A 25,588-nucleotide genomic window follows, 5' to 3' on the forward strand; every position below is an offset into this window, starting at 1 on the left:
TTAAAATACCCTACCTTTTATTCTTAATTATTATAAATAAGGATAAAAATTAGAAATAAATAGTCGGATAATTTTGTTTTTAAAATCTTCAAAGCCTTTGTCATATGGGCTTCTACAGCTTTTAAGCTAACATTCATTTCTTCGGCTATTTCTGCATTTTTTTTATTCTCAAAGCGTTTTTTTATAAAAACTTCGCGGGTTTTGGGCGGTAATTCGTTAATCGATTCCTGAATAATACGCTCCAATTCTGTTAATTCTAGTGTGTCGAACTGAATTGAATTTAAAACCTCAATATCCAATTCTCGTTCTTTGTGGTTAAGCAGGTCATTCTTAAATTTATCCTTCACTTTATTGTGGCGGATTAAATTCAGACATTTTGATTTGGCGTAGGTAAATAAGAAAGCTTGAATGCCGTTAATAGATTCTACGTTTTCTCTATTTTGCCATAAGTGTAGTAAGGCTTCTTGAGCAAGGTTTTCAGCTTCGTCCTGATCGTAAATAAACTGAACGCTGAAAGATTGGATTCTCCTAAAATATTTATCGTAAAAAAACTTAAATGCAGTTTCGTCTCCTTCCTTAAAGGATTTGAAGAGATTTAATTCGAAACTGTAATTGTGGTTCATGAAACGAAATTTACTTAGGATAAGCAATATTAAGTAAATTTTAAAAACTACTCAGATTTGCTCAGAAAGCGGCAAATATAAAAGTTTATTTATATTAGTTCTAAATAAAATAAAATTATTGATTGTTTGCAGAAATTTTATTCAGAATAGGTTTAGAAACAAGAATTTGCTTGTGTTTTTCTAATGCAAAATTGTTTGATAGGCTGATATTTTTAACGCAATCCCGAAGCCTCAGGACGCAAAGGTTTTTTGATAGACTTGATATTTTTAACGCAAAGAGTGCAAAGATTTTTTGACATGCTGAGTTTTATAAAAACACAAAGTTCGCAAAGCTTTGTAAGAACTTTGCGAACTCTGTGTAAAACCTCTGTTTTCTCTGTGGTTAAAAACGTTTTACCTATCCAAAGCTAAAAACTTAGCGTCCCGAGGCTTCGGGATTGCGTAAATCTTAGCGTTCTTTGCGGTGAAATTATGCGGTTAAAAAATTAAATTGCTTCACGTTTAAAATTCCTCCATCCAAAACCAATCATAACTAAATTGAAAAGCAGTAATGGTAAAAATGCTTTTGCAAAACTTATTTTTGTGGGATCATTAAAAGTTTCTACTTTAAACTTATCCCATTTTTCTGCATTTACAGGAGCTTCTGAGAATATTTTTGGATAAAAATACAATCTCATTTTTTCATGAAAATGCTTCGTTTCTTTCAAAAATAAAAGCTGATTTCCTAAATCGGCGTGGGCGATTTCGTTTAGCTGCAGCTGCGTATGAAGCGTGGGTATAAATTGTGCAATTCTCTGACTGGCAAGGTTTCGCTGCTGTAATTTGGTTTCCAATTCGCGGGATTCTGCTGCCGACTCATCGTCGCCCATTTGCTGCATAGCGTAATACCAAAGCCAGCTGAATTCTTTTTCTGGTAAAACATAACTTTTAAACTGCGGGTAATGTTTATAAAATTTCTCCACAGTCTCATTTTTATCCATGTCCCATTTTTCGTGATACGCATTTCGCTGTTTCAAAGTCAGTTCTAAAGCTTCTGGAACTTTGTATTGATTAACGATGTAAGCATTAATTCCGGCAGGAACAATGATTATTAAAAACAACCAGACCGTCAATAATAAAACAGCATTAAAATTAGAATTTTTTTGAAGTGAAACAATAAAAAAGCATACCGAAAACCAAAACAAAATATACAGAATCCCTAGTCCGTAAAAGAGGATAAAAGTCTGATCCAGTGGAATATTCAAGAATAAAACAGCTGTCAAAAGTAAAATAGTAAACAATGCGATTAAACTCAAAATTCTAACGTAAAATAACTGTAGAATGTAATTGAAGGTATTCTGACTTTGCGTTGCTACAATTTTCCAAGTACCGCTTTCTTTTTCTTCTGAAATAAGATTGTACGAAAAGGAAATAATTAAAAGCGGAAAAAGATAAATCAGCACAAAACTGAAATCGATATTTCCTGCCAGAAGATTATTCGGGTTATTGAGTTCTGAATCGTATTTCTGACCTTCCAATCCACGAATCGTAACACTTTGAATAGAAGGATTAACATCGCGTTGTCCGATCGCTAAACTGTTTATAGGCAGTGTTTTATTAACTAAGGAAAACTTGATGTAATACAGTAAAAGTCCGATTTCATCTTTATGAAATGCGGCATTTCTGGCGATATTTTCTTTCTGGTAAACAGCAGCTTCTTCAATATTACTCTGCTGTTTGTCTTGAAATTGTTTTCCAATTAAAAGACTTATAAAACCAATGCACAACAAGAAAAGCAGCCCAATTTTGGTTCCTTTTGACCGAATGAAATTTTTATATAATAATGCTAACATATTAAATGGCTTTAAGTTTTTTGGATGCAATTCGAACTAAAATGAAAAGCAGTGAAATCCAGAGAATAATTGAAATAATCGAGATAATTTCGTTTTTAAGAACCGTTCCGATTTTTTTAGGTTCATAGTGAAATTCCTCTACATCGGCCCAATGTTCTTTACCAATGGTAAGCGGTTTATCATTTTGTCCAGGTTTTTTATTGCTGATGTATTTAATCTGCAATCCATTCATTTTCTGCGCCATTGTATAACGATAATCTTCGGCTTGTTTTTGAAAATCTACATACGATTCGTAATCGGTATTGGATAAACCCATCGATAAGTTTTTCATCGCGATAAACGGATTCAAAAAGGAAACTGTCTTTGAAAAGCTATTCTGCTTTTTATAAATTTTTAAAAGCTCGGCTAAATGCTCATTATAAATTCTGGAACTAATTTTTTCTCCTTCGGTCATAATATAACCCGAATAATTAAAGGGAAGTTTTTGCACAGAATCGACTTTATAAGCGCGAAGTAGTGAATCTTTTATAGCCTTGTAATGCGGATCATTCGGATTATGGCTGTCTCCCTGCTTCAAAATATCTTTTTCGATATCGCTGTTAAATTGGATCTTAGAAGGCGCTTCGTAAATATATGCCCCAATTGCCTGCGTTGTTCTTGGCAGAATAATGGTAAAAAGAAGCCAAATCCCAATAAGTGTGATCAAAGCTTTTTTAGATGTTTTGCTTGCTGCCGAAATTAAAACCGCAATAACACAGAACAATAGGAGATAAGCCAAATGAAAAAGAACAAATAAAAGCATTTTTACGGTCTCGTCTGTTGTAAAGGCGAAGTCTTGTAGAAAAAGCCAGACCAAAACCAAAACAATTATAGTTGGAGCAAAAAGCATCATAATGACACTTGCAATTCCTAAAATTTTTCCAATAAGAAGCTGTTTCCAACTGATTCCCTGCGTTAAAAGGATTTTTAAAGTTCCGTTTTCACGTTCGTACGCTACAGCATTAAATCCGAAGAAAAAAATAAGAAGCGGTAACAAAACCTGCAGCACCATTGCAATACTGATTTCGCCAAAACGAAGCATACTGTTCGAAAATCCAGCTTCAGAGAAATTGGCTGTATTTTGTTTGTGGGCTTCCAAGAAAATTGCATTTCCAAAAAAAGGTTCCATTCCAAATTCGAAAACACTTAATGGTGTACTTTTTCTAAAAGCAAAGTTTCCATAATGCGCCATTCTATGCGGATTCTTATCTGGATTTTTCAGCCAGTCTTCTCGAGATTCATGCTGATATTTTTCGCTGGTTTCGTTTTGGCTCTTGTAATTGTCCCAGCCCGTGAATGCCGCATATAAGAGCAAGATTCCAATAAAAATGGTAATAATATAAACTGCCTGATTTTTAAAAATCGAGTTTTTAAAATGCCTGGCTATAAGGAGTTCTGTGTGAAGTAATTTCATATAAATTAAAATTTATAAGTTACGGTGAGGGCTACGTTTCTTGGACTTCCCGGAAACAAACGCAGGTAATTCTGCGCGCCCAGCCAATAGGTTTTATTCAAAAGATTGCCTGCGTTTACAGCAATCTGCATATTACTATTATTAGGTTTGTAATAAAGTGCAGCATCAAAAATGGTGAAATCTGGAAGTACGAAGTCTCTTGTAAACCAAGGTACTTTACTGCTTTGATACTGCATTCCTAAACCAATTCCGAAATCATCCAGAGCAGAGTCAGAAGCAAAATTGTAGCGTGTCCAAAGATTGGCGCTGTTTTTTGGTGTATTCTGTTTTCGCTGTCCAATTAATGAGGTATTGGCATCATTTGTAATTTCCGCATCAATGTAACTGTATGAAGCATTAATCTGCCAGTCTGGAGTAATATATCCAGCCAAATCACATTCAAAACCACGGCTTCTTTCAGAACCTCTCGTTACCAATAAATCTGGGTTAGCAGGATCATTGGCGTTCATTAATATATTACGCTGATTGATTTCGTAAACAGCAGCATTAAAACTTATGGTATTATTGAAGAAAACAGCTTTTAGCCCAAACTCTTTTAGATCACTTTCCAAAGGTTTAAAGAGACTTCCGGCAGGTAAACTTCCTGTCTGAGGCATTAAAGTAGCTGTATTGGACTGAGGCTGATAACCTTCCAGATAAGTGGTGTATACATTAATAGCATTATTGACAGCGTACGTAACACCAATTCTAGGCAGTAATGCCGATTTTTTAACCTTTATCTCGTTATTGGTTTCATAATTGGTAATATCTTCGAACCATTCGTTTCTCAATCCCAATAAAAAAGTAAATTTTTCCCATCGAATCTGATCTTGAATGTAAACTGCGTTTGTTGTTGTAAGTGCAGACGGAAGCGCCGTACGAACATTTAAAACATAATCCTGAGTATTTCTTAAAGCGTAAGAAGGATTTTTTAAATCAAAGAAATTGACGTTTGGTTTGGGTAAAACAACACCGTTTACAGTTACAGTTTGGTAATTTGATGCATTTGCAGGAACAAAAGTACTCGCCACAGTTCCGTCATTTAATAAATAACCTCTCGCAGCATTTTGCCCGCCGCCGATGTTTTTGTTCCAGCTGCTTAAATCGTAACCAGTTAATAGTTTATGATTGAGTTTACCTGTTTTAAAATCAAAATTTAAATAAGCACTTAGATTATCGATATCCCAATATTGCTGGCGCTGCACAAACTGCATCATTGCCAGACTCGTAACTGGCTGATTGTTCATGTCTACAGCAAAACCATTGGTAGTACGATGTTCTTGCAGGTTTTCTGTCCAGGTTTGTTTCATATACGAAGCATTGAAACCAATTTTTGATGTGAATTTATGAGCAAAATTGGTCATCAAAATCATTTCTTTCGATTTAAAATAATCTCCAGAGGCACCTAGATTGAGACTTATTGGCGTTGTATGTAAATTGGTTTTACCTGCAACAGCTCCAAAAATCGGTTGTCCGCGGTCTAGAACTCCAGTCATTTCGCTTAAAATCAATTCCGTATTGATTGCTGTTTTTTCATTCGGAATATAACTGAAAGAAGGAGAAATCAAAAAGGACTTATTATTGACTAAATCCCGAAATGATTTGGCTTCCTGATACGCTCCGTTGACACGATACAAAAGTGTTTTCGATTCGTTTAACGGACCTGTGAAATCAAGTGTTCCTCGTAAAGTACTAAAGCTACCAACAGTTAGGCTAACTTCCTTTCGGTCTACTGCCAAAGGTTTCTTGGTCACCATATTAATACTTCCGCCAGGATCGACAGAAGAAAATGTAGCACTCGACGGACCTTTGATTACTTCCACACGTTCAATATTACTAGTTAAAGGCTGTAAAAAGTAGTATTGTCTGGTTCGCATTCCGTTAATAATCTGTCCTTCTTCATTTTGACTTATACCGCGAATCGTATATTGATTGTAATAACTGGCCGGAATTACACCGCTGGCCATTTTTACTACATCAGCAAGATAAATTGCTCCTTTATCGGCAATTAATTCTTTGGTAATAGTCGAAATAGACTGCGGAATATCTTTATTTAAGGCAGCAGTTTTGGTTGCCGAAAAAGAGTAGTCGCTATTGTATTTTCGCGTTGAGCGTCCTACAATCTCAACAGTCTGCAATTCGTTTCGCTTGGTTTCCAGTTCAAGAGAATCCTTAATTATGCTGTCTCTAACTTTTTGGTTGCTTTGCGAATGGACAATAGAAAAAGTGCTTACTAAAGATAGTAAGGAAAGTAAATGTTTCATTTTTATCGAGATGGAAATTGGTATTTCCTTTTAAACAGTTTGTAAATACAAATCTTCCAATTCGTTTGCAGAGATTTTTGAGGCTTCAATTACGGTAACTAGATTTCCCTGCTTCATAATTCCGATGTGCGAAGCTACTTCACGCGCTCTGAAAATGTCGTGAGTTGCCATTAAAATTGCCGTTCCATCTGTAGAAAGCTCTTTTAAAATTTGAGAAAACTCATTAGAAGCTTTTGGATCTAAACCACTTGTGGGTTCGTCCAATAAAAGCACTTTAGCTTTTTTAGCAATTGCAATTGCAATTCCGACTTTTTGACGCATTCCTTTAGAATAACCGCCGAGATTTTGGTCGTGTGCTTTGGTCTGAAGTCCAGCTTTGTTTAAAAAATATTCCAGTTCACCTTTTGAATATTTGAAACCTGCCAGCGAGGAGAAAAATTTAAGATTTTCTATACCGGTTAAATTCGGATAAAGCATTACAGTTTCTGGAATATAGGCGACAAATTCTTTAGTAGTTTTTGCGTTTAATGTAACGGGAATATTATTGATAGTTAAAGATCCTTCTGAAGGTTCTATAAAACCTAGAAATAAATTAATAGTTGTTGTTTTTCCGGCACCATTCTGCCCTAAAAGAGCAAATATTTCACCTTCTTTAATAGTTAAGTTTAAAGCATTTAAAGCAGTGTAATCACCATATTTTTTGGTTAGATTTTCGGCTGTAAGCATAATTATATTATTTGGATTTGGATATATTTTGAAAATGACAGCATTCTAAGCTATAGGAATAGGCTAGAATTCTGAATAGTATTAAATGAGGGGAAATTTACAGCGGTTTATTCGCGAAAGCGCAGATAGAGAAAGGAGCAAATAAGATCTCTTTGCACTAATCTTTAATTTGAAAACAAAGATTTGACGCGATAAAATAAAACTAGTAAACTAAAATAGAGCAGGAGGTGCTCGTAAAGCAAATAAGCTTCCTTTGAAGAATGTTGAAACTGATTTGGTATAAGTAAATACCAGTTTAGTTTCTACATATGTTTTTTGAAAAATTACAGCCTGAAAAGCATTTGGAATAAATGTGCTGAAAGAAAAATGACAAACATGACAATTTGTATCAGTAGAATGACTGTGTGTTATTTGTTTCTGATTGGCACTTGAATGATGTTGACAAGGTCTTTCTGATAGTTGTTTAAAAAAATGTTCATAAGAGTGCACAGTTTGAAACAGCATTGCGCACAATACTGCAAAAGATGCTATGAAATTTACAACTACGATTCTCCTTTTCATTCAGTGGTATTTCTGTGCAAAACTAAGTATCTAATTCTGAAATAAGTAATTGCAACAATGTTGCAAATATAGATATCTTATTTTTAAATATTCCAAAAAGCTGTTATTTTTTATACAAATTTAAAGTCAAAGCCTTTAAATACAACCAATTTACAGGTTATTGTACAACAGCTGAAGTGTATGAAAATCAGACGATCCATCAAAATATTTATGCAGAACTTCTTGAAAGATAGGTTCTGAATTTTGGACACTTGCAAAAAGTGTCATGGAGGATTGCAGTCTTTCGGCATCAGTACTTCCGAATATATCGTTTACCTTTTCTTTTTCTTTTTTGATTAATTCGGCTGTAATTTCAACCAAATGTTTACCTAAAATTGGATGTTCAAGAAAAGCAATTGCTTCGTCGGCATTTTTAATTTCATAAAATTTAGAAGTATCACTTGAACCCATTCCTTTTATTTGTGGAAAGATAAACCACATCCATGGAGATTCTTTTTTGCCTTTTTTTATTTCGTCTAGAGCTGTTAAATACAATTTGTTCTGAGCATCTAAAAATCGGACTAATTCATTTTTATTGTAAGCCATTATTTACTGATATTAACTTGGGGTACCAGGCTGTAAATCTACTGAAAATATGTTTAGTTGTATATTACCAAATCCTTTTTTTAAGGTATTTTTTATGTATGAAATTAGCTTAAAAAAGATAGTTTTCAGTGAGAAAAATTACTTCAAATTATCTCATCAAAAAAAATTCATTAGTAATAAAAAACCGACTAACAACTTCGTTTTTTGTTATAAAATATAAATTTCGTTGGCAGTTCTGTTATGATTTTCCTATTTTTACTCAAATGACAGTTTGAAAACTGTTTTTATGAATTAAAATTCGAATTGATATTTACCACTTTACAATATCAATTTTTTCTAACGAGCCTTTCGCTCATCTAAAAACAAATGCTTATGAAAATAGGATTAATCGGATTCGGAAAAACTGGAAAATCAGTAGCTTCAATATTATTAGAAAATAAAAAATTCTGCTTAGAATGGGTTTTAAGACAAAGTACAACTTTAGAACACAGATCGGTGCCTGAATTTTTTGGAGTGCAGTCAGACGAACCCGGCTTAATCTATTCTAGTTCCAAAACTCCTATTGAAGAATTGCTGGAAAGCCATCCAGTAGATGTAATTATAGATTTCTCTTCTCATCAGGGAATTTACACGTATGGTGAAGCTGCAGCAAAAAAGAACATCAAAATAATTTCGGCAATTTCACATTATAAAGACAAGGAATTGCAGTTTCTAAAAAAGTTAGGTCAAAAAACAACTGTTTTTTGGTCGCCGAATATTACTCTCGGCGTTAACTATTTATTATTTGCCGCTAAATTTTTGAAGAAAATTGCGCCGTGGGTTGATATTGAAGTAAATGAAGAACATTTTAAAGCTAAAGAAGGAACTTCGGGAACTGCCATTAAAATTGCAGAAGCGCTCGATGTAGATAAAGAGAACATCAATTCTGTGAGAGCTGGAGGTATAGTTGGAAAACATGAAGTAATTTTTGGTTTTCCTTTTCAAACGGTTCGAATTATACACGAATCAATTTCTAGGGAAGCTTTTGGAAACGGAGTAATTTTCGTAGCAGAAAACATCAAAGAAAAAGAAAAAGGATTGTACAATTTTGAAGATATCTTGACACCTTATTTTGCGGTTTAAGATTTTTGGTTTGCCACAAAGACACTAAGGCACAAAGTCTTATCCTATTTTTGTCATTTCGATCCCGAGGCTTCGGGAGAGAAATCTCCGTTAGAAGCTCTACAAAGATTGGATTAACTTTGCGGAGTCACTTTGCGGAGATTTCTCCTTCGTCGAAATGACAATTAATACGTTTTATTTTAAATAATAAATTGACAAATTTATTTCCTAAAAGCTAAAGCTTTCATATATTCCAGATTCATTTTAGCAATTGAAAGCACCGAAATTCCCTGTGGGCATTCGATTTCACAAGCGCGTGTATCAGAGCAGGCTCCAAAGCCTTCTTCATCCATTTTCTTTACCATTGTAATGGCACGTTTAGAAGCCTCTACTTTTCCTTGTGGAAGCAAAGCTAAGTGTGTTATTTTGGCACCTACAAATAAAGCGGCGCTGGCATTTTTGCATGAAGCCACACATGCCCCGCATCCAATACAAGCAGCGGCATCAAAAGCTTCTTCTGCAGTTTCATAAGAAATCGGAATACTGTTAGCCTCAGGCGCTTGGCCTGTTGATGCGCCTATAAAACCTCCAGAAGCTATAATAGAATCAAAAGCTTTTCGATCTATTTTTAAATCTCTTAAAACAGGAAATGCTTTGGCGCGAAAAGGTTCGATATAAATGGTATCGCCATCTTTAAAACTTCTCATGTGAAGCTGGCAGGTTGTAGTATTTTTTAAAGGACCATGAGCTCGTCCGTTAATCATCACGCCGCATTGACCGCAGATACCTTCACGACAGTCGTGATCAAATTCGATAACACGCTCACCTTGCTGAATAAGAGATTCGTTTAAAAGATCCAGCATTTCTAAAAAAGACATATGTTCAGACACTTCATCAATTTCATAATCTGTCATTTCTCCTTTTGATGACGTATCAAATTGACGCCAAATTTTAAGATACAGCTTCATGTTTTTTTGTTTTTTAGTTTTCAGTCTCAGTTCTCAGTCTCAGTTTTTAGTCTCAGTTTTCAGTCTCGGTTTTCAGTCTCAGTTTTCAGTCTCAGTTTTCAGTTTCGGTTTTCAGTCTCGGTTTTCAGTCTCGGTTTTCAGTCTCAGTTTTCCAGTCTCGATTTTCAGTCTTGGTTTTCAGTCTCAGTTTTCAGTCTCGGTTGCAGTTACAATTTCACAACTCACAATTCACAACTCACAATTCACAATTATTTATAGCTTCTCACAGCTAGTTCAACCGATTCAAATACCAAAGGTTCTTTGTGTAACTCAGGCTCTTGATTATTTCCTTTCCATTCCCAAGCCGAAACGTAACAGAAATCTTCATCATTGCGAACAGCTTCGCCATCTGGAGTTTGGTATTCTTCTCTAAAATGTGCTCCACAGGATTCTTCACGTTGTAGGGCATCGTAACACATTAATTCAGCCAATTCGATATAATCGGCGATCCGCCCTGCTTTTTCCAATTCGCTGTTTAAAGTATTGTCGCCGGTAATTCGAAGATCTTTTTCAAAAGAAGATTTGAGTTCTCTAATTTCAATGATCGCTTCTTCAAGTTTTTCCCTGCTTCTCGAAAGTCCGCATTTTTCATATAATAATCGTCCGATTTTTTTATGAAAATAATCTGCAGAAAGCGTTCCGTTGGTATGTAAAAAACGATCGAGTTGTCTTCTAACGCTTTTTTCAGCTTCCTCGAAAGCAGGATGCGAAATGTCAAATTTTGGCGCGTTTAATTCGCCAGCCAAATAGTTCGGAATCGTGTAAGGCGCAATGAAATAGCCGTCTACACAGGCTTGAAGTAACGAATTTGCTCCAAGACGATTAGCGCCATGATCTGCAAAGTTCGCTTCGCCTAAAGCAAATAATCCAGGAATAGTGGTCATTAATTCATAATCGACCCAAAGTCCGCCCATTGTAAAATGCGCCGCGGGCGAAATCAGCATAGGTTCTTTATAGGCATTAATGCCGGTAATCTTTTCATACATCGCAAAAAGATTGCTGTATTTGGCTTCTATTTTATCTTTTCCCTGGGCATTAATGGCATCAGAAAAATCGAGATAAATCGCATTTTTCATAGGTCCCACGCCATGACCTGCATCTATTCGTTCTTTTGCAGCTCTTGACGAAATGTCTCTTGGAGCCAGGTTTCCAAATGAAGGATAACGGCGTTCTAAATAATAATCTCGTTCTTCTTCTGGAATTAGATTTGGATCACGGTCATCGGCAGCCTTTTTAGGAACCCAGATTCGCCCGTCATTTCGAAGCGATTCTGACATCAAAGTCAATTTGGACTGATTTGCTCCGTGCTGAGGCAATGAAGTAGGATGAAACTGAATCCAGCTTACACCTGCCATAAAAGCGCCTTTTTTATGTGCGCGCCAAATTGCTGAACTATTGCAGCCCATTGCCAAAGTAGACAAATAATATACTTTTCCGTAACCTCCAGAAGCTAAAACTACTACGTCTGCAGCATGGCGTTCTAAAATTCCTGTTTCAAGATTTCGGGCAATTATACCTTTGGCTTTGCCTTCAATAACTACTAATTCAAGCATTTCATGGCGTGTGTACAAAGCTACTTTTCCCAAAGAAGCCTGTCGTTCTAATGATTGATAAGCACCCAGCAAAAGCTGCTGTCCCGTTTGACCTCTGGCATAAAAAGTCCGCGAAACTTGAACGCCTCCAAAAGATCTATTATTCAAATAACCAGCATATTCTCTTGCAAATGGAACGCCCTGAGCGACTGCATGATCGATGAGAGCAGCAGAACATTCCGCTAAACGATACACATTGGCTTCTCGGGATCTAAAATCTCCGCCTTTAATGGTATCATAAAACATCCTAAAAGTGCTGTCACCGTCATTCTTGTAGTTTTTAGCAGCATTTACACCACCTTGCGCCGCAACAGAATGTGCACGTCTAGGAGAATCCTGAAAACAAAAAGACTTTACATTATAACCTTGTTCAGCCAGCGATGCAGCACATGAAGCGCCTGCAAGTCCAGTTCCGACTACAATAACATTCAGTTTTTTTCTATTTGCAGGATTTACAAGCTTTGCTTTTGCCTTGTAATTATTCCATTTTTCTGCAAGAGGACCTTCTGGTATTTTTGAGTCTATCATTTTTTATACGGTTTAAAATGAACTTGTCTTTTAGAAGCTGTAATTTACTACAAAAAAATGAATTTTTAAGGCTGATTTTATTGTTTACTGATAGAAATTGCTTTAGAAGCAGCATTTGTTTTTACAAAATAGATACCCGTTGGATGTTCTGAAATAGAAATTAAATTTCCTTTTCCTTGTTTTACTTTAGTTCCTAAAGGCGAATAAACAGTCCATTCTAATTCTTTAGATAAGTGGAATATTCCAGTTGAAGGATTTGGAAAAACAATGATTTTATTGGATTGTCCATTTGGATTTTCAACGCCAAGACTGCAATTATGCACCATGTAAGCAATTTCTTTTTTATTGTTTCCAATGGTATTGCTAACCGTTAATGAAACGGTTTTTGTTCCTTCGGTTGAATAAATTACGCTGTGAGGACCAATTCCTGTTGCAGTTGCGGGCGTCGCATTTTCACCAAAATTCCACACATAATTATCAACAGTTCCAACCGAAACAGAAGTAAAAGTAACGGCAGTATTAAGGCATCCCATTTGGGTATTAACTTCAAAATCTGCAATTGGTGCAGTTGTGCTTCCCGTTATTACAAATTCCATTTTATTAACGTTGATGTCGCCTTCTTCAAAAAATAAAGTAATCACACGCGCCCCCTGCGTTAAAGGAATGTTTGGAATGGTAACTGTCTGCCAAGCCTGAAAGCCAGTAGTATTTGGAATATTTACCGTTCCAGTTACATTTACACCATCGACTTCAAGATGTAATTTTCGGGTATTATAAGGCGATGCGACTCTTAGATTGATATTATAATTTCCTGTTGTATTTACTCTTGCAGTGTATTTGAGCCATTCGTTTTTAGCCACATACGCAAGATTAAATCCGCCTTCGCTGCAAGCTTCAGTTCCTACGCCATCGCCAGCTCTGTAAGCTGTGTCACCGCCGCCATTGCTGTCAAAATAAGCACTTGGACCAACGTCATAATTTTCAGCTTCGATAATGCCTGGAATTTGAGCTATTATTCCTAAATAAGGTGCGTTTGGAAGTGTTGTTGCCGTATAAACAGCTGTGTAAACTGCGGTTCCTGTTGCAGGTGCTTTGAAGGTTTGATTAGCCGCTCCGCCATGATCCCAATGATCAAAGTCATATCTAATGTTTCCAACATATTGCGGAGTTGGAGCATTTAGTGTCTGCAAAGAGGCATTGGCTACAACTTGTTTTGTTGATGGTGCTGTAACTGGTTTTTGGTTGAATTCTAAAGCCAATAGAGCAGGAGAGCTTGTTACAGTTACATCTACTAAATTTGGTTTAATGTCTACAAAGGTTGATGCTGTTAAGCCATTGCTGTCGGTTACTTTTACTGTAAAACGATACCAAACATTTGGTGTTTTTTCGCCTTGATTAGATGCTGTAAAATCACCAGATTTTACGCCTTGCGGACTTGCACCAGGATGTGAATGCCCAGCTCCTGGAATATCTTCGTGGAAAAGATCAATATTCCATGAAAATGCACTTGCTGGTAATGTTCCATCTTCAATATCTGTTGCTGTTGCTTCAAAATGAACTACATCATCGGCATTCCATTTTAAAGTTGGTAAAGGAGAAACAATCGTAACTGTTGGAGCATTACTAAATGGTGTTACTGTTAACGTTGCAGGATTACTGGTTACATTGCCTGCAGTATTGCTAACTATCACTCTATAAGCACCTGCATTTGCTGTTGTAACATTCGAAATGGTATAAGAAGCAGCATTTGCTCCCGAAATATTTACATTATTAAACTGCCATTGATAGGAAAGCCCAACGCCGCTTGCAGAAACCGTAAAAGTTACAGGAGTAGTCTGCATAATACTTTGAGAAACAGGATGATTTACTATTGTTGGCGCAGCAGTTTCTATATAATCAAGTTTAATTAGCGAACCATTATTTCCGTAAGCGCAATAATAAATATAACCATCGTTGCCTAACATCATTCCGAGTGCTTGCTGGTGTGGTGCGGTATAAAACTCAGTTGAAACTGGATCTGGAATATTAGGATCGAAAGATCGAATGGCATTTCGAAGAAAATCTTTTATAATAAATTTTCCCTGAAGATCAGGATAACGAGGCGTTGTTGGATTGTATAATAAGCCATTGGTCAAAGCATTTCCGATACTTCCGGTTGCATAAGTAAATATCGGATTGGTAAATAAATTGGTTTCTGTTTGTTTTCCATCGCCACCTTGTGGGTGTCCCCAAGCATAATTGCGAATTGCTGGATTGCTGATTTCGTTTACTTCTTCCCATGAAGTTCCAACATCCAGTACAAATAATTTATTGGCTGTTGTATTGGCAACTAACCTCCAAGGATTTCTAAATCCATAAACCCAGATGCTTTGTCTTTGTACAGAACCGGTTCCATAATACGGATTTCCAGGCGCGGGCAGACCGTCTTCTGTTAGCCGAAGAATTTTTCCTTTATAAGTATCAAGATCTTGTGAGTTTGTATTTTGCTGACTATCTCCAACGGTTACATATAGAAATCCGTTAAAGAACTTTAAATCACCACCATTATGAAATCCACCGCCAATAGGTTCTAAAAGTAGAATTTCCTGTCTGCTGACTACTTGATTAGCATTATCGATTTTGACTCTCTCAATACGATGTCGGATTACACCGCCGTCGTTAATGGCGTAGAATACATAAATGTAACCATTTGTGGTAAAGTTGGGATGCAGGGTTAATCCAAGTAAACCTTGTTCATTGTCCGTTACAGTAGTTACAGTAAAAACAGTCGAGACAGCATTGTTTTGAAATACTTTGACAATTCCGCCTCTTTCTGCAATAAAAATTCTTCCATCAGAAGATTGTTCCAGTGCGAGCCCTTCTTTAATGACCGCTGTAGGAGCTAGGTTTTGGGTAATATATTGTGAATAGGATTGCAGCGAAAGTAATAAAGCAAAAATTGATAAGAAATAATTGAACAATCGCTTTTTGATACTAAAGGGTAGATTTTTTCTCATAATTATTCAGAATTTAGATGATTTGGGTATTTCAAATTTAATCTTTTTCTGTACAATATATTGATCTTCAAATGTTATGTTTTTTACATATTGAGTATCATAATGTCAAAACACGAGAAACGCTGCGATGACAAATTTGCTGTAAAGTTTTTGTAGTGTTTTAGTTTTTAGCCAAAAGGTTCCACAGAAGGAACTGCAATTCCTGATTTCGCAGAAAATGTTTGGCGAAAGCCTTATCTTCTGTTGAAGAATTTGCTTTTTAAAAATTTAGTAAGATTCTTTTTTACATATTAAACCCGACAGGTTTTAAAAACCTGTCGGGTTTATTTACATTAGAAAAAATTATTTACCATATCTTTTATCAAAATGCGCACTTACATCAAATTGGTTATTCTCAATTTGTTCTAAGATTTCAAGAAATGTTATTTTCATTTTAAGAATCATTGGCTCAGCATCGTGAATTAAAGAGTATACATTTTGTTTATTATCTACTGCAATATAATTTCCGTCTTCTAAATCGTAAATGACATAAAAAGTTCTTCCATTAAAATCAATATCAAATAATTCATTATAGTTTAGTTTTTCTCTAATATTACTATCTAAGCTATCATAAAACAAATCAATTTCGTTTGGAGGAAAATCAAAACGTGTCATTGAAAAATTTGTATTATCAATCGATGATAATTTAAATTCATCTAATTGATAAGTTGAATTTGTAATTTTTAAACCAGCGACCAAATTATCCTGAATTAAAAGTTCTATTTTTTCGAAACGATTATTCTGTTTTGAAAAAATCCTAAGCCCTGAAATATGATAATTATTACCTCTTTTTTTGTATTTAAAAACGGTGTCTCCAACATAACCTATGGCAACATATTTAAAATCAGGATATAATTCCCAATTTGTTAAGTCATAAAAATTACTATTTATAGTTTGATTTTTTATTTCAGATAATTTTTCAGGTAATGCTTCAATTATAGTATTAAAAAGTTTTCTTTGCTCTTTTCTAATTGCATTGTATTTGTATGGAGGGAAAATTGCTCCTAATGCTTTTTGTAAAATATTCATTTATTTCTCGATTATCATAGTAACGCCTTGTCCACCAGCGGCACAAATAGAGACAAAACCTCTTCCAGAACCTTTTTCGTTAAGCAATTTTGCCATTACGCCAATGATTCTGCCGCCAGTTGCAGCAAAGGGATGAGCGGCTGCTAAGCTGCTTCCTTTTACGTTTAATTTATTTCGATCAATAGATCCTAAAGCTTTTTTTAAACCAATCGATTCGCTGAGTTCTGGACTTTCCCAAATTTTTAAAGTAGCTAAAACCTGTGCGGCAAAAGCTTCGTGAATTTCATAATAATCAAAGTCCTGAAGATTTAATCCTGCTTTTTCGAGCATTCTGGAAGCAGCAAATAGTGGAGCTAATAAAAGGTTCTGCTGATTTTTAACGTATTCGATAGCAGCAATTTCTGCAAACGTAATGTAAGCCAAAATAGGAAGCCCTTGTTCTTTTGCCCATTCTTCGCTTGCTAGAAGAATACAAGAAGCCCCATCTGTTAACGGCGTAGAATTTCCTGCCGTCAAAGTACCGTTTACTTTATCGAAAGCTGGATTTAGCTTGGCTAATTTTTCAATTGTGCTGTCTTTGCGTAAATTGTTATCTTTTTCTAATCCGTTGAAAGGCGTAATCATATCATTAAAAAATCCTTCATCATAAGCTTTTGCCATATTCAAGTGACTTTTTAAAGCAAATTGATCTTGATCTTCTCTTGAGATTTTATAATGTTTGGCAGTGATTTCGGTATGCCCGCCCATTGAAAGTCCAGTTTGCGATTCTTCATTTTTAGGAACTAACGGACTGAAATCTTTTGGGCGAAGTTTTAGAAATAATTTGATTTTTTCTCCCAATGATTTTGCTTTTCTAGCATCTAATAATATTTTTCTAAGCTTTTCGCTGACAGCAATCGGCATATCACTAATAGAATCGACACCACCTGCAATTCCAGATTCAATTTGTCCCAGGGCAATTTTATTAGCGATATAAACTGCGCTTTCAATTCCAGTGTCACATGCCTGCTGTAAATCGCACGCAGGAGTTGCAGGATCAAGACTAGTCTGCATCACACATTCGCGGATCAAATTATTGTCATAGGTATGTTTAATAACCGCTCCGCCAGCAACTTCGCCTAATAATTTTCCTTTCAGCCCGTATTTATCAATAAGACCAGTGAGTGCTGCGGTCATCATTTCTTTATTGCCAACACTCGAATAAGCCGTATTGGCTCTTGCAAAAGGTATTCTATTGTAACCTACAATGGCTACTTTTCTTATTGTATCTGGCTTCATGTCAATATTTTATTAAGTGAATTTTGTGTTGAATTTGGAATCATAAAGATAAAAAGAGATTCTGTTATAAATACTTAACCTAGATTAATTTATCAGGAAATAACTTAATAAGGCTGTTTGAATCTAATTTTACTGCTGATTTTTTATAAATTGTTATATTTATTTAGAACGGATAAAAATAATTTGGAAAACCGAATATTTGAAATTACTTTTGCCCAGCAATTTAAAATCAAACCAAAATGAAAATAATTTTTAATAAAGGAGTTTACATTTTTGCGCTTCTATTATGTTCGATAACTATGATGGGACAGGACTTTGGAAAAGTAGCAGGTAAAATTTCTTTAAGCGGTAACACTGCTGCCGAAAATATAGCTGTAACACTAAAAGGGACTAAATATTCTGATGTTACGACTGTTTCAGGACAATATGAAATTACGAGAGTAAAACCAGGAAATTATACGATTGTAGTTCGTGCGGTGGGAATTGCTCCAGTGGAAGCCAATATTGTAGTGACAGCAAAACAAACTACGACTAAAAACTTTTCGTTAAACGAAAGTCAAGAAGATCTTCAGGAAGTTGTAATTACGAAAAACAAATATAAACAGGATAAACCATCAATGTCTTTGCGTCTTCAGACACCAGTGCTTGAAATTCCGCAAAACATACAAATTGTAAGTGCTCAAACTTTAAAAGATCAGCAAATTACAAGTATGAGCGATGGAGTAATCCGTAACGTGAGCGGTGCTGTGCGTTTGGAACATTGGGGAGATTTGTATACCAATATTACCATGAGAGGTTCACAGATTCAGGCATTTAGAAACGGATTTAATGTTGTTTCTTCTTTCTGGGGACCATTGACAGAAGATATGAGTTTTGTAGATCATATCGAATTTGTGAAAGGGCCGGCTGGATTTATGCTTTCGAGCGGAGATCCAAGCGGACTTTATAATGTGGTGACTAAAAAACCAACAGGCGTTACAAAAGGAGAAGTTAGTGCTTTGGTTGGAAGCTATGATTTTTACAGAGTAAGTGTAGACCTTGACGGAAAATTAGATAAAAAAGGAAAATTATTATACCGTTTTAATGGAGCTGCACAAAAGAAAGGTTCATTCCGTCCGTTTGAGCATAATGACCGTTACGTAATTGCTCCAGTAATTTCATACCAATTTGATGACAAAACAAAATTGACATTTGAATACAATTTTCAATATGCAAACATGACAGAAGTTGGTTCTTATTATGTTTTTGGACCTAAAGATGGTGGTTATGCTACACTGCCGCGTGATTTCACTATGACAGCGCCAGGTTTACCAGATACCAACATACAAGATCACAGCGGGTATTTGCAGTTTGAACATAAATTTGATGATAACTGGAAGTTAACGGCTCAGACATCTTATTTTAAATACATTCAACAAGGTTATAGCTCATGGCCAAGTACTGTTGGTTCTGACGAAAATGCGCTTGGAGCAGGGAATATTATTAGAAATGTTGGTATTTGGGATGCAGAAAGTAATATGTATTTAGGACAGATTTTCGTTAATGGAAAATTCAATACAGGTAGCGTTTCGCACAAAATATTAGGAGGAATAGATTTAGGAAGTAAAGATTACATGGCAGATTGGGGACAATCTCATGATTTAGATACTGCTGCAAGTCCTTTCAATGTATATAATCCAAATTATGGCACACCTTCTAACGGTTATCCTGCTTTCGATCATGAAACTCCTTTAAGCCAGAGAGCAGGAGGACTTTATGGTTCAGAATATGCAGCTGGATATATTCAGGATGAACTTGGTTTTTTTCAAAATAAATTAAGATTGACTCTTGCTGCAAGATACACTTGGATTAGCCAGACTAGTGCCTATGACGTACCTCAAGAAGACAGCCACATTACACCTCGTGCGGGTTTGAGTTATTCTATTACTGATGATTTTGCGATTTATGGACTATATGATCAAGCCTTTACACCTCAATCTGGAATTACTCAGAATGGAGATCCTATAAAACCGCTCACAGGTAATAACATTGAATTTGGTATCAAAAAAGACTGGTTTGATGGCTCATGGAATACTACTTTGTCTGCTTACAGAATTATAAAGAAAAATGAGCTCACTGCCGATCCAACAAATGGACCGAATGATATTTATAAAGTTATCTTGGGAGAAAAAAGGGCAGAAGGTTTGGAGTTTGATATTAGAGGAAAACTTTTTGACGGTCTTAATTTAATTGCCAACTATGCTTTTACAGAATCTATTGTAACAGAATCAAGATTAACCAGTATTGCTGTTGGAAGCACAGTTCCAGGATATGCTAAACATACAGCAAACGCCTGGTTAAATTATACAGTCCAAAACGGAAAATTAAAAGGTTTTGGCGCTTCTATTGGAGGAACTTTTCTTGACGGCCGCCAGACAGATACTTGGAGTGAAGGTCTTCAAAAACTGCCATCTTATTTTAAACTTGATGGAGGTTTATCTTATGAAACAGGGAAAGTTAAAGTTACAGCAAACGTATTTAATATCTTAGACAAATACTTATACAGCGGTTCGTACTACAAATGGCTAGAGGCTTATTATTGGCAGGCAGAACCTGGAAGAAACTTTAGAGTGGGGGTTACTTATAAGTTCTAGTATTTAGTTATAAGCTGTAAGTTATAAGCTGTAAGTTATAAGTTATGAGTTATGAGTTAGGATTGAAGTTATTAGTTTCAATTCATAACTCATAATTCATAATTCACAATTCAAAACTATCCCTTTCTAATTAAAGGAATTAATTTTGTTCCAATTAATTCTATGGCATTCATTAATTGTTTGTGTGTTAATCCGGCGTTGTCCATTTGAAAAGTAAATCGATCTACACCTCCAAGTGCTTCACTGTGGCGCAGGATTTTCTCTGCAGCTCTTTCTGGACTTCCAACAATTAAAACACCTAAGTCATCAATTAATCCGTCAAATTTATCTTTTGTAACTGGAGGCCAGCCGCGTTCTCTTCCTAATTTCGTCCATAACTCCGCATAACCTGGATAATAATCAGCAATAGCACTTTCTGTTGTTGAGCCAATATATCCTGGCGAATGCAATCCCACTTTTAATTCTTCTGGTTTATATCCTGCAGCTTGTCCAGCCTGACGGTATAAATCAATTAAAGGTTTAAAACGATGTGTCTGCCCGCCAATAATGGCAACCATTAACGGAAGTCCAAGCGAACCTGCCCTAATAAAAGATTCAGGTGTTCCGCCAACTCCAAGCCAAATGGGTAATTTTTCTTGTAAAGCTCTCGGATAAACAGGAAGATTATTAATTGCCGGGCGAAATTTTCCTTCCCAAGTCACAAATTCATTATCGCGAATCTGTAAAAGTAAATCTAATTTTTCGCTGAAAAGCGCATCATAATCATTCAGATTATAGCCAAAAAGGGGATAAGCTTCAATAGAAGAACCACGCCCTACAACAATTTCCGCCCTTCCCTTTGAAACCAAATCTAAAGTTGAAAAACTCTGGTACACCCGTACAGGATCTGCCGCACTCAAAACCGAAACAGCACTCGCTAAACGTATATTTTTTGTTCTGGCCGCTGCCGCACTTAAAATTACAGCTGTTGCAGAATCTAAAAACTCTTTTTTATGATGTTCTCCAATTCCGAAAACATCAAGGCCAACCTGATCTGCAAATTCAATTCTTTGTAATAACTGCTCCATAGCATCAACACTGCTAAGTGTGTTATCATCGCCATACATTGCCGAAGCAAAACTGTCTATTCCTATTTCCATATATTTATTTTTAGCTATAAGCTTTAGGCTGTAAGCTTTAAGCATTTTAGGAAGGCCTACAGCCTATAGCTTAAAGCCTATTGCGAATATTAATGTGAGAATCCGAATGAAATACTGATAATGATGATCGTAATTACAATTAATGTTATCCCCACATATAGATAATCCTTTTCTACTAAAAATGAAAATAACGAAAGTAATACACGTAAAACGGGTGTCATGAACAGCAAAATAATTCCTGTAAAAATCAATGATTCTCCATTTCCTTGAATTGCTCCATTGTAAATATCTGCGATTACTTCAAATATATTGCGGTCGTTTTCCTTGAAAACAGAATAATCTTCTATTTGGCTTCCGTTGTGCATTAAGTACACAATTCCTCCCATAAAAGCTACTGCTAACGAAATCCAAACACCGTAACGAAGTAAGTTTCCTATGATTGACTGAAAGTCTTTTTCTCCAAATTTTTCTTCTTGTACCATATTAGATTTTTCCATTTAGTCCGTTATAAATCATATTTACTGCCAAAACGAAAATCAGACAGGCAAAGAAGATTCTCAATTTTTTTGGATTGGTACGCACTAATATTTTAGCACCTGCCATAGCTCCAAACAAAACACCAATTACAACCGGCATACAAATCCCAGGTTCAATATATCCTTTTTGAATATAAATTACAGAACTCGCCATTGCTGTAACACCCATCATAAAGTTACTGGTTGTGGTTGAAACCTTAAACGGAACTCTCATAATATTATCCATTGCAATTACTTTAAAAGCACCAGAACCAATTCCGAGTAAACCAGACATCATTCCCGCAACTCCCATCATGCTGAAACCTCCTAAAACATTTTTGGTTCCGTAGTGAATGATTTCTCCGTCATGAGAAGGATAAGTACCGTCTAATTTTAGCTTTTTAGCCAGCGGACTAGATTCTAAAACGATATGTTCTTCTTTTTTTCGAAGTGAATTAACAGCCGAAAAAATTAAGGTTAAACCGAATAAAACGGCTATAAAAGAAGTAGGAGCGATAGTAGAAAGCAATGCGCCGCAAACAGCACCAATTGTGGTTGCGATTTCGAGAAAAATTCCCATTCGCATATTGGTAATTCCTTCTTTTACATAAGCTGCGGCAGAACCTGAAGAGGTCGCAATAACGGAGACCAAAGCGGCTCCAATAGCATAATGAATGTCGACTCCGAGAATAATAGTAAGAAGCGGAATAATTATAATGCCGCCTCCTAAGCCTGATAATGAACCGATAAAGCCCGCTAAAAAAGCGCCAAGAATCATTATAAGCGTAAAGGTAAGTATTGTCATTAAGATATGTTTTTGTATCTGCTAATTTACGAATACATATTTGTTCGAAACAGGATTATGACCTTAAATATACCTTAAAAATGTTTTTTTAGTTTATGGTTGATGGTTTATAGTTGATAGTTTATAGTTTATAGTTTATAGTTTATAGTTGATAGTTTATAGTTTATAGTTTATAGTTTATAGTTTATAGTTTATAGTTTATAGTTTATAGTTTATAGTTTATAGTTTATAGTTGATAGTGTTAAGTCCTTAGTCCTTAGTTTGAGTGTATGGTTTTTAGTTTTATTTGGATTGGCAATCATCAACAATTAATAAATTGACCATCAATCATCAACCATTAACAATTAACCATCAACCATCAACCATCAACTCTAAATTCTATTATCAACTGCGTAAGATGTTTTGCCAATATTAGCCAGCAGTAAAGCTGAGGCAGCGCTTGTCCAAACCGAATAATCTAAAGGTGCTTTTACCGAAACCGAAACAGCCATAGCAAAACCAAAGAAAAACAGTAAAAAAGCAGTTCCTAAAGCTGCGATTCGAGTTTTAAAACCAAAAATCAATAAGAGACTTAATATGACTTCGAAGAAAGTGGCCGCAATGCCTAAAATTTCTGCTGTGGCTTTGTTGGCATAAGGATTTAAGGTCTGGGTATACATAACGAAGTTGTCCCAATTTCCCCAGGCTACTGCATTGGAGCCAGGTGCGCCCCAAAGTCCAAATCGATCAGCTACGGCTGAAAGCATTGTGATTGCTAAAACTATTCTTAAAATTAAACCTGCTTCTAATAGGGTTATGTTTTTCATTCTATTACTAATTTATTTCAATATCATTCAACGAATTTCTTTTAAAAATTAAAAAAAGATCGCCTGGTTATTTTTAATAACGGCAGAATCAACGTCAAATTGTTCGAAATAATCGTTAAAATGCATAAAAAAAGGATAGAGGTTACTCTATCCTAACTTATTTGAAGATGCTCAAGCCTCTTGCCAACTAAAGTTTTTTCTCCCACGATCTTAAAACCGAGTTTTAAATAAAGGTTCTTTGCCAGCGGATTATCTTCTTCAACCAATAAACCCAATGTTTGTTGTTTGGAATAAACATATTCTTTAATTAGAAACTGAAGTATTTTAGAACCAATTCCTTTTCCTTGATGATTCGGTTTAATGCCTAACGAATCAATGTAGAATTCTCCTGAGCGGGTTTCAAACTCTGGATCAAATATCGGGTTATAATGATTTCTAACGTATTCAATTATTGGAATTCTTAATATTTCTAAATCTGTACCATCATAAACATTTACCGTGCCAATGATTTCATTATGCTCTTCTGCTACGTAACAATTTTGATAAGAATACTGATTGTTTTCCCTTTCAATAAAGTGCAGCAGAAAATCTTTCGCGGAAGCGTAATCTTCTTTTGCAATAAACTTATAAATGATATCCTCCATTGCTAATAATAAAATTGGAGCAATATTTTCTGCATCTGATTTTTCGGCTTTTCTGATATTCATTTTGAAAGAATTTTAATAAGCAAATTTAAGGCTTTATTTAAAGACATAGAAGCATAGTCTTCTTTTCTGTTCCCAAATTTGAGTGAAACAAAATCCTTATTGCAGAAATTTTACCGATATTGTATCAAAATATACCAATTATACATTTTTAACTAGACCTATCTTTGTATTATACTTTAATTAAAAAAAATTAAGTCATGAAAGCAATTGGATTCAAGTCATCGCTACCCATAGAAAATCAAGAAAGTTTTATCGAATTTGAAGCGTCAAAGCCAATACCTGGTGATCGCGATTTATTAATAAAAATCGATGCAGTTTCGGTAAATCCAGTAGATTTTAAAATTCGTCAGAGCAGTGCAAAAGATACAGTTCTAGAAACACCCAAAATTATTGGCTGGGATGCTGTTGGTATTGTACAGGCAGTTGGAGAAAAAGTTACACTATTTGAAATCGGAGATCTAGTATATTACGCAGGAGATATTACCAAACAAGGCAGTAATGCGGAATATCAAATAATCGACGAAAGAATTGTTGGCAAAAAGCCACAATCACTAAGTATCGAGGAAGCGGCTGTAATTCCGCTGACAGCTTTAACAGCTTGGGAAATTTTATTTGACAGAATTAGAATCAGCGAAGAAAAAGACAAAGGGAAATCAATTTTAATCATTGGAGGAGCAGGAGGAGTAGGTTCGATTGCAATTCAACTGGCCAAGAAAATTGCAGGTTTAACCGTTATTGCAACAGCGTCTCGTCCAGAAACAATTGACTGGTGCAAACAGCAGGGCGCCGATTTTGTAGTAGATCACAAAGACTTGGTTTCTTCTGTCCGTGAAGCTGGTTTTGAAAATGTAGATTTTATTTTAGACTTTGTAGACACCAACGCCTATTGGGATACAATGGTAGAATTGATCAAACCACAAGGACATATCGCTTCGATTACTGGAAGCAGTGATCCTGTTGTGTTAAACAAATTGAAAAGTAAAAGTGCCTCTTTTTCTTGGGAACTAATGTATACACGCTCGATGTACCAAACAGAAGACATGATCGAACAGCATCATATTTTAAATAAAGTTGCTGATTTATTAGATGAAGGCGTGCTAAAAACAACTTTAAATTTAACCCTAAACGGACTAACTGCTGACAATTTTAAAAAAGCACATCAGCTTTTAGAATCGGGTAAAACGATTGGAAAAATTGCAATTAAATTTTAAAAAATAAGCACTAAGATAGCTGGAGATAGTTATGTAGAATGTTTTAAATAATAAATTTGAAACCTAACAAAATTTTGTATTTTAGTTGTCTTGCAAGTCAAAAATGCAGGTAAATTTTA

The 25,588-nt window shown here is 35.4% G+C and carries 20 protein-coding genes; 3 read left to right on the top strand and 17 right to left on the bottom strand.

Annotated elements, in window-relative coordinates; all coding sequences use genetic code 11:
- Nucleotides 1-23 precede the first annotated feature (23 nt).
- From QMG60_RS13995 to QMG60_RS14025, 7 genes are all read right to left on the bottom strand, one after another.
- Entirely contained in the window at nt 24-623 is a 600-nt protein-coding gene (locus QMG60_RS13995; RefSeq protein WP_281865323.1) for an RNA polymerase sigma-70 factor, read from the bottom strand.
- A 485-nt stretch (nt 624-1,108) separates the two neighbouring features.
- Entirely contained in the window at nt 1,109-2,455 is a 1,347-nt protein-coding gene (locus QMG60_RS14000) for a DUF3526 domain-containing protein (protein ID WP_281865324.1), read from the bottom strand.
- A gap of 1 nt (nt 2,456) precedes the next feature.
- Nucleotides 2,457-3,908, bottom strand: coding sequence for a DUF3526 domain-containing protein (locus tag QMG60_RS14005; RefSeq protein WP_281865325.1), 1,452 nt, complete (start codon nt 3,906-3,908; stop codon nt 2,457-2,459).
- A gap of 5 nt (nt 3,909-3,913) precedes the next feature.
- A complete protein-coding gene (locus QMG60_RS14010; protein ID WP_281865326.1) occupies nt 3,914-6,211 on the bottom strand; it encodes a TonB-dependent receptor in 2,298 nt (765 codons plus the stop codon).
- Between the two features lie 30 nt (nt 6,212-6,241).
- Nucleotides 6,242-6,937 (bottom strand): ABC transporter ATP-binding protein, encoded by a 696-nt coding sequence (locus QMG60_RS14015; protein ID WP_057118337.1) that lies wholly within the window; start codon nt 6,935-6,937, stop codon nt 6,242-6,244.
- 210 nt (nt 6,938-7,147) lie between these two features.
- Nucleotides 7,148-7,498, bottom strand: a complete 351-nt coding sequence (locus QMG60_RS14020; RefSeq protein ID WP_281865327.1) for a hypothetical protein — start codon at nt 7,496-7,498, stop codon at nt 7,148-7,150.
- 150 nt (nt 7,499-7,648) lie between these two features.
- On the bottom strand, nt 7,649-8,083 hold the full coding sequence (locus QMG60_RS14025; RefSeq protein WP_057118335.1) for a DUF1810 domain-containing protein: 435 nt from the start codon (nt 8,081-8,083) through the stop codon (nt 7,649-7,651).
- 372 nt (nt 8,084-8,455) lie between these two features.
- Between QMG60_RS14025 and QMG60_RS14030 the strand changes: the two genes are divergently transcribed.
- Nucleotides 8,456-9,205, top strand: a complete 750-nt coding sequence (locus QMG60_RS14030; RefSeq protein ID WP_281865328.1) for a dihydrodipicolinate reductase C-terminal domain-containing protein — start codon at nt 8,456-8,458, stop codon at nt 9,203-9,205.
- Between the two features lie 200 nt (nt 9,206-9,405).
- On the opposite strand, the gene QMG60_RS14035 is transcribed toward QMG60_RS14030, so the two are convergent.
- From QMG60_RS14035 to QMG60_RS14055, 5 genes are all read right to left on the bottom strand, one after another.
- Entirely contained in the window at nt 9,406-10,152 is a 747-nt protein-coding gene (locus QMG60_RS14035; RefSeq protein WP_281865329.1) for a succinate dehydrogenase/fumarate reductase iron-sulfur subunit, read from the bottom strand.
- A 248-nt stretch (nt 10,153-10,400) separates the two neighbouring features.
- Complete coding sequence (locus QMG60_RS14040; RefSeq protein ID WP_281865330.1) at nt 10,401-12,311, bottom strand: fumarate reductase/succinate dehydrogenase flavoprotein subunit; 1,911 nt, start codon at nt 12,309-12,311, stop codon at nt 10,401-10,403.
- A gap of 77 nt (nt 12,312-12,388) precedes the next feature.
- A complete protein-coding gene (locus QMG60_RS14045) occupies nt 12,389-15,307 on the bottom strand; it encodes a PQQ-dependent sugar dehydrogenase (RefSeq protein ID WP_281865331.1) in 2,919 nt (972 codons plus the stop codon).
- Nucleotides 15,308-15,649: 342 nt separating this feature from the next.
- On the bottom strand, nt 15,650-16,375 hold the full coding sequence (locus tag QMG60_RS14050) for a hypothetical protein (protein ID WP_281865332.1): 726 nt from the start codon (nt 16,373-16,375) through the stop codon (nt 15,650-15,652).
- Nucleotides 16,376-17,653: an acetyl-CoA C-acetyltransferase gene (locus QMG60_RS14055; protein ID WP_281865333.1), complete on the bottom strand. Its 1,278-nt coding sequence runs from the start codon at nt 17,651-17,653 to the stop codon at nt 16,376-16,378.
- A 239-nt stretch (nt 17,654-17,892) separates the two neighbouring features.
- Between QMG60_RS14055 and QMG60_RS14060 the strand changes: the two genes are divergently transcribed.
- Nucleotides 17,893-20,286: a TonB-dependent receptor gene (locus QMG60_RS14060; RefSeq protein WP_281865334.1), complete on the top strand. Its 2,394-nt coding sequence runs from the start codon at nt 17,893-17,895 to the stop codon at nt 20,284-20,286.
- A gap of 116 nt (nt 20,287-20,402) precedes the next feature.
- On the opposite strand, the gene QMG60_RS14065 is transcribed toward QMG60_RS14060, so the two are convergent.
- The 5 genes from QMG60_RS14065 to QMG60_RS14085 all read right to left on the bottom strand — a co-directional run bounded on the left by QMG60_RS14065 (nt 20,403) and on the right by QMG60_RS14085 (nt 24,258).
- Nucleotides 20,403-21,425, bottom strand: coding sequence for an LLM class flavin-dependent oxidoreductase (locus QMG60_RS14065; RefSeq protein WP_281865335.1), 1,023 nt, complete (start codon nt 21,423-21,425; stop codon nt 20,403-20,405).
- Between the two features lie 89 nt (nt 21,426-21,514).
- Nucleotides 21,515-21,922: a DUF1634 domain-containing protein gene (locus tag QMG60_RS14070; protein WP_057118328.1), complete on the bottom strand. Its 408-nt coding sequence runs from the start codon at nt 21,920-21,922 to the stop codon at nt 21,515-21,517.
- A complete protein-coding gene (locus QMG60_RS14075; RefSeq protein ID WP_281865336.1) occupies nt 21,909-22,745 on the bottom strand; it encodes a sulfite exporter TauE/SafE family protein in 837 nt (278 codons plus the stop codon). The genes QMG60_RS14070 and QMG60_RS14075 overlap by 14 nt, the downstream gene beginning before the upstream one ends.
- A 371-nt stretch (nt 22,746-23,116) precedes the next feature.
- Nucleotides 23,117-23,551 (bottom strand): DoxX family membrane protein, encoded by a 435-nt coding sequence (locus tag QMG60_RS14080; RefSeq protein WP_281865337.1) that lies wholly within the window; start codon nt 23,549-23,551, stop codon nt 23,117-23,119.
- Between the two features lie 152 nt (nt 23,552-23,703).
- Entirely contained in the window at nt 23,704-24,258 is a 555-nt protein-coding gene (locus QMG60_RS14085; RefSeq protein WP_281865338.1) for a GNAT family N-acetyltransferase, read from the bottom strand.
- A 197-nt stretch (nt 24,259-24,455) separates the two neighbouring features.
- Here QMG60_RS14085 and QMG60_RS14090 point away from each other — a divergent pair, with 197 nt between their 5' ends.
- Nucleotides 24,456-25,469, top strand: coding sequence for a zinc-binding alcohol dehydrogenase family protein (locus QMG60_RS14090; protein WP_281865339.1), 1,014 nt, complete (start codon nt 24,456-24,458; stop codon nt 25,467-25,469).
- Nucleotides 25,470-25,588: the final 119 nt, after the last annotated feature.

The sequence above is a fragment of the Flavobacterium sp. GSB-24 genome (assembly GCF_027924665.1).
Taxonomy (GTDB): Bacteria; Bacteroidota; Bacteroidia; order Flavobacteriales; family Flavobacteriaceae; genus Flavobacterium.

Excerpts from the sequence above, each read along its gene's own strand:
- QMG60_RS14050 (WP_281865332.1), bottom strand. The coding sequence starts at position 16,375 with ATGAATATTTTACAAAAAGCATTAGGAGCAATTTTCCCTCCATACAAA.
- QMG60_RS14000 (WP_281865324.1), bottom strand. The coding sequence starts at position 2,455 with ATGTTAGCATTATTATATAAAAATTTCATTCGGTCAAAAGGAACCAAA.
- QMG60_RS14080 (WP_281865337.1), bottom strand. The coding sequence starts at position 23,551 with ATGAAAAACATAACCCTATTAGAAGCAGGTTTAATTTTAAGAATAGTT.
- QMG60_RS14055 (WP_281865333.1), bottom strand. The coding sequence starts at position 17,653 with ATGAAGCCAGATACAATAAGAAAAGTAGCCATTGTAGGTTACAATAGA.
- QMG60_RS14045 (WP_281865331.1), bottom strand. The coding sequence starts at position 15,307 with ATGAGAAAAAATCTACCCTTTAGTATCAAAAAGCGATTGTTCAATTAT.
- QMG60_RS13995 (WP_281865323.1), bottom strand. The coding sequence starts at position 623 with ATGAACCACAATTACAGTTTCGAATTAAATCTCTTCAAATCCTTTAAG.
- QMG60_RS14010 (WP_281865326.1), bottom strand. The coding sequence starts at position 6,211 with ATGAAACATTTACTTTCCTTACTATCTTTAGTAAGCACTTTTTCTATT.
- QMG60_RS14025 (WP_057118335.1), bottom strand. The coding sequence starts at position 8,083 with ATGGCTTACAATAAAAATGAATTAGTCCGATTTTTAGATGCTCAGAAC.
- QMG60_RS14085 (WP_281865338.1), bottom strand. The coding sequence starts at position 24,258 with ATGAATATCAGAAAAGCCGAAAAATCAGATGCAGAAAATATTGCTCCA.
- QMG60_RS14075 (WP_281865336.1), bottom strand. The coding sequence starts at position 22,745 with ATGACAATACTTACCTTTACGCTTATAATGATTCTTGGCGCTTTTTTA.
- QMG60_RS14030 (WP_281865328.1), top strand. The coding sequence starts at position 8,456 with ATGAAAATAGGATTAATCGGATTCGGAAAAACTGGAAAATCAGTAGCT.
- QMG60_RS14020 (WP_281865327.1), bottom strand. The coding sequence starts at position 7,498 with ATGAAAAGGAGAATCGTAGTTGTAAATTTCATAGCATCTTTTGCAGTA.
- QMG60_RS14005 (WP_281865325.1), bottom strand. The coding sequence starts at position 3,908 with ATGAAATTACTTCACACAGAACTCCTTATAGCCAGGCATTTTAAAAAC.
- QMG60_RS14070 (WP_057118328.1), bottom strand. The coding sequence starts at position 21,922 with ATGGAAAAATCTAATATGGTACAAGAAGAAAAATTTGGAGAAAAAGAC.
- QMG60_RS14035 (WP_281865329.1), bottom strand. The coding sequence starts at position 10,152 with ATGAAGCTGTATCTTAAAATTTGGCGTCAATTTGATACGTCATCAAAA.
- QMG60_RS14060 (WP_281865334.1), top strand. The coding sequence starts at position 17,893 with ATGAAAATAATTTTTAATAAAGGAGTTTACATTTTTGCGCTTCTATTA.
- QMG60_RS14065 (WP_281865335.1), bottom strand. The coding sequence starts at position 21,425 with ATGGAAATAGGAATAGACAGTTTTGCTTCGGCAATGTATGGCGATGAT.
- QMG60_RS14090 (WP_281865339.1), top strand. The coding sequence starts at position 24,456 with ATGAAAGCAATTGGATTCAAGTCATCGCTACCCATAGAAAATCAAGAA.
- QMG60_RS14040 (WP_281865330.1), bottom strand. The coding sequence starts at position 12,311 with ATGATAGACTCAAAAATACCAGAAGGTCCTCTTGCAGAAAAATGGAAT.
- QMG60_RS14015 (WP_057118337.1), bottom strand. The coding sequence starts at position 6,937 with ATGCTTACAGCCGAAAATCTAACCAAAAAATATGGTGATTACACTGCT.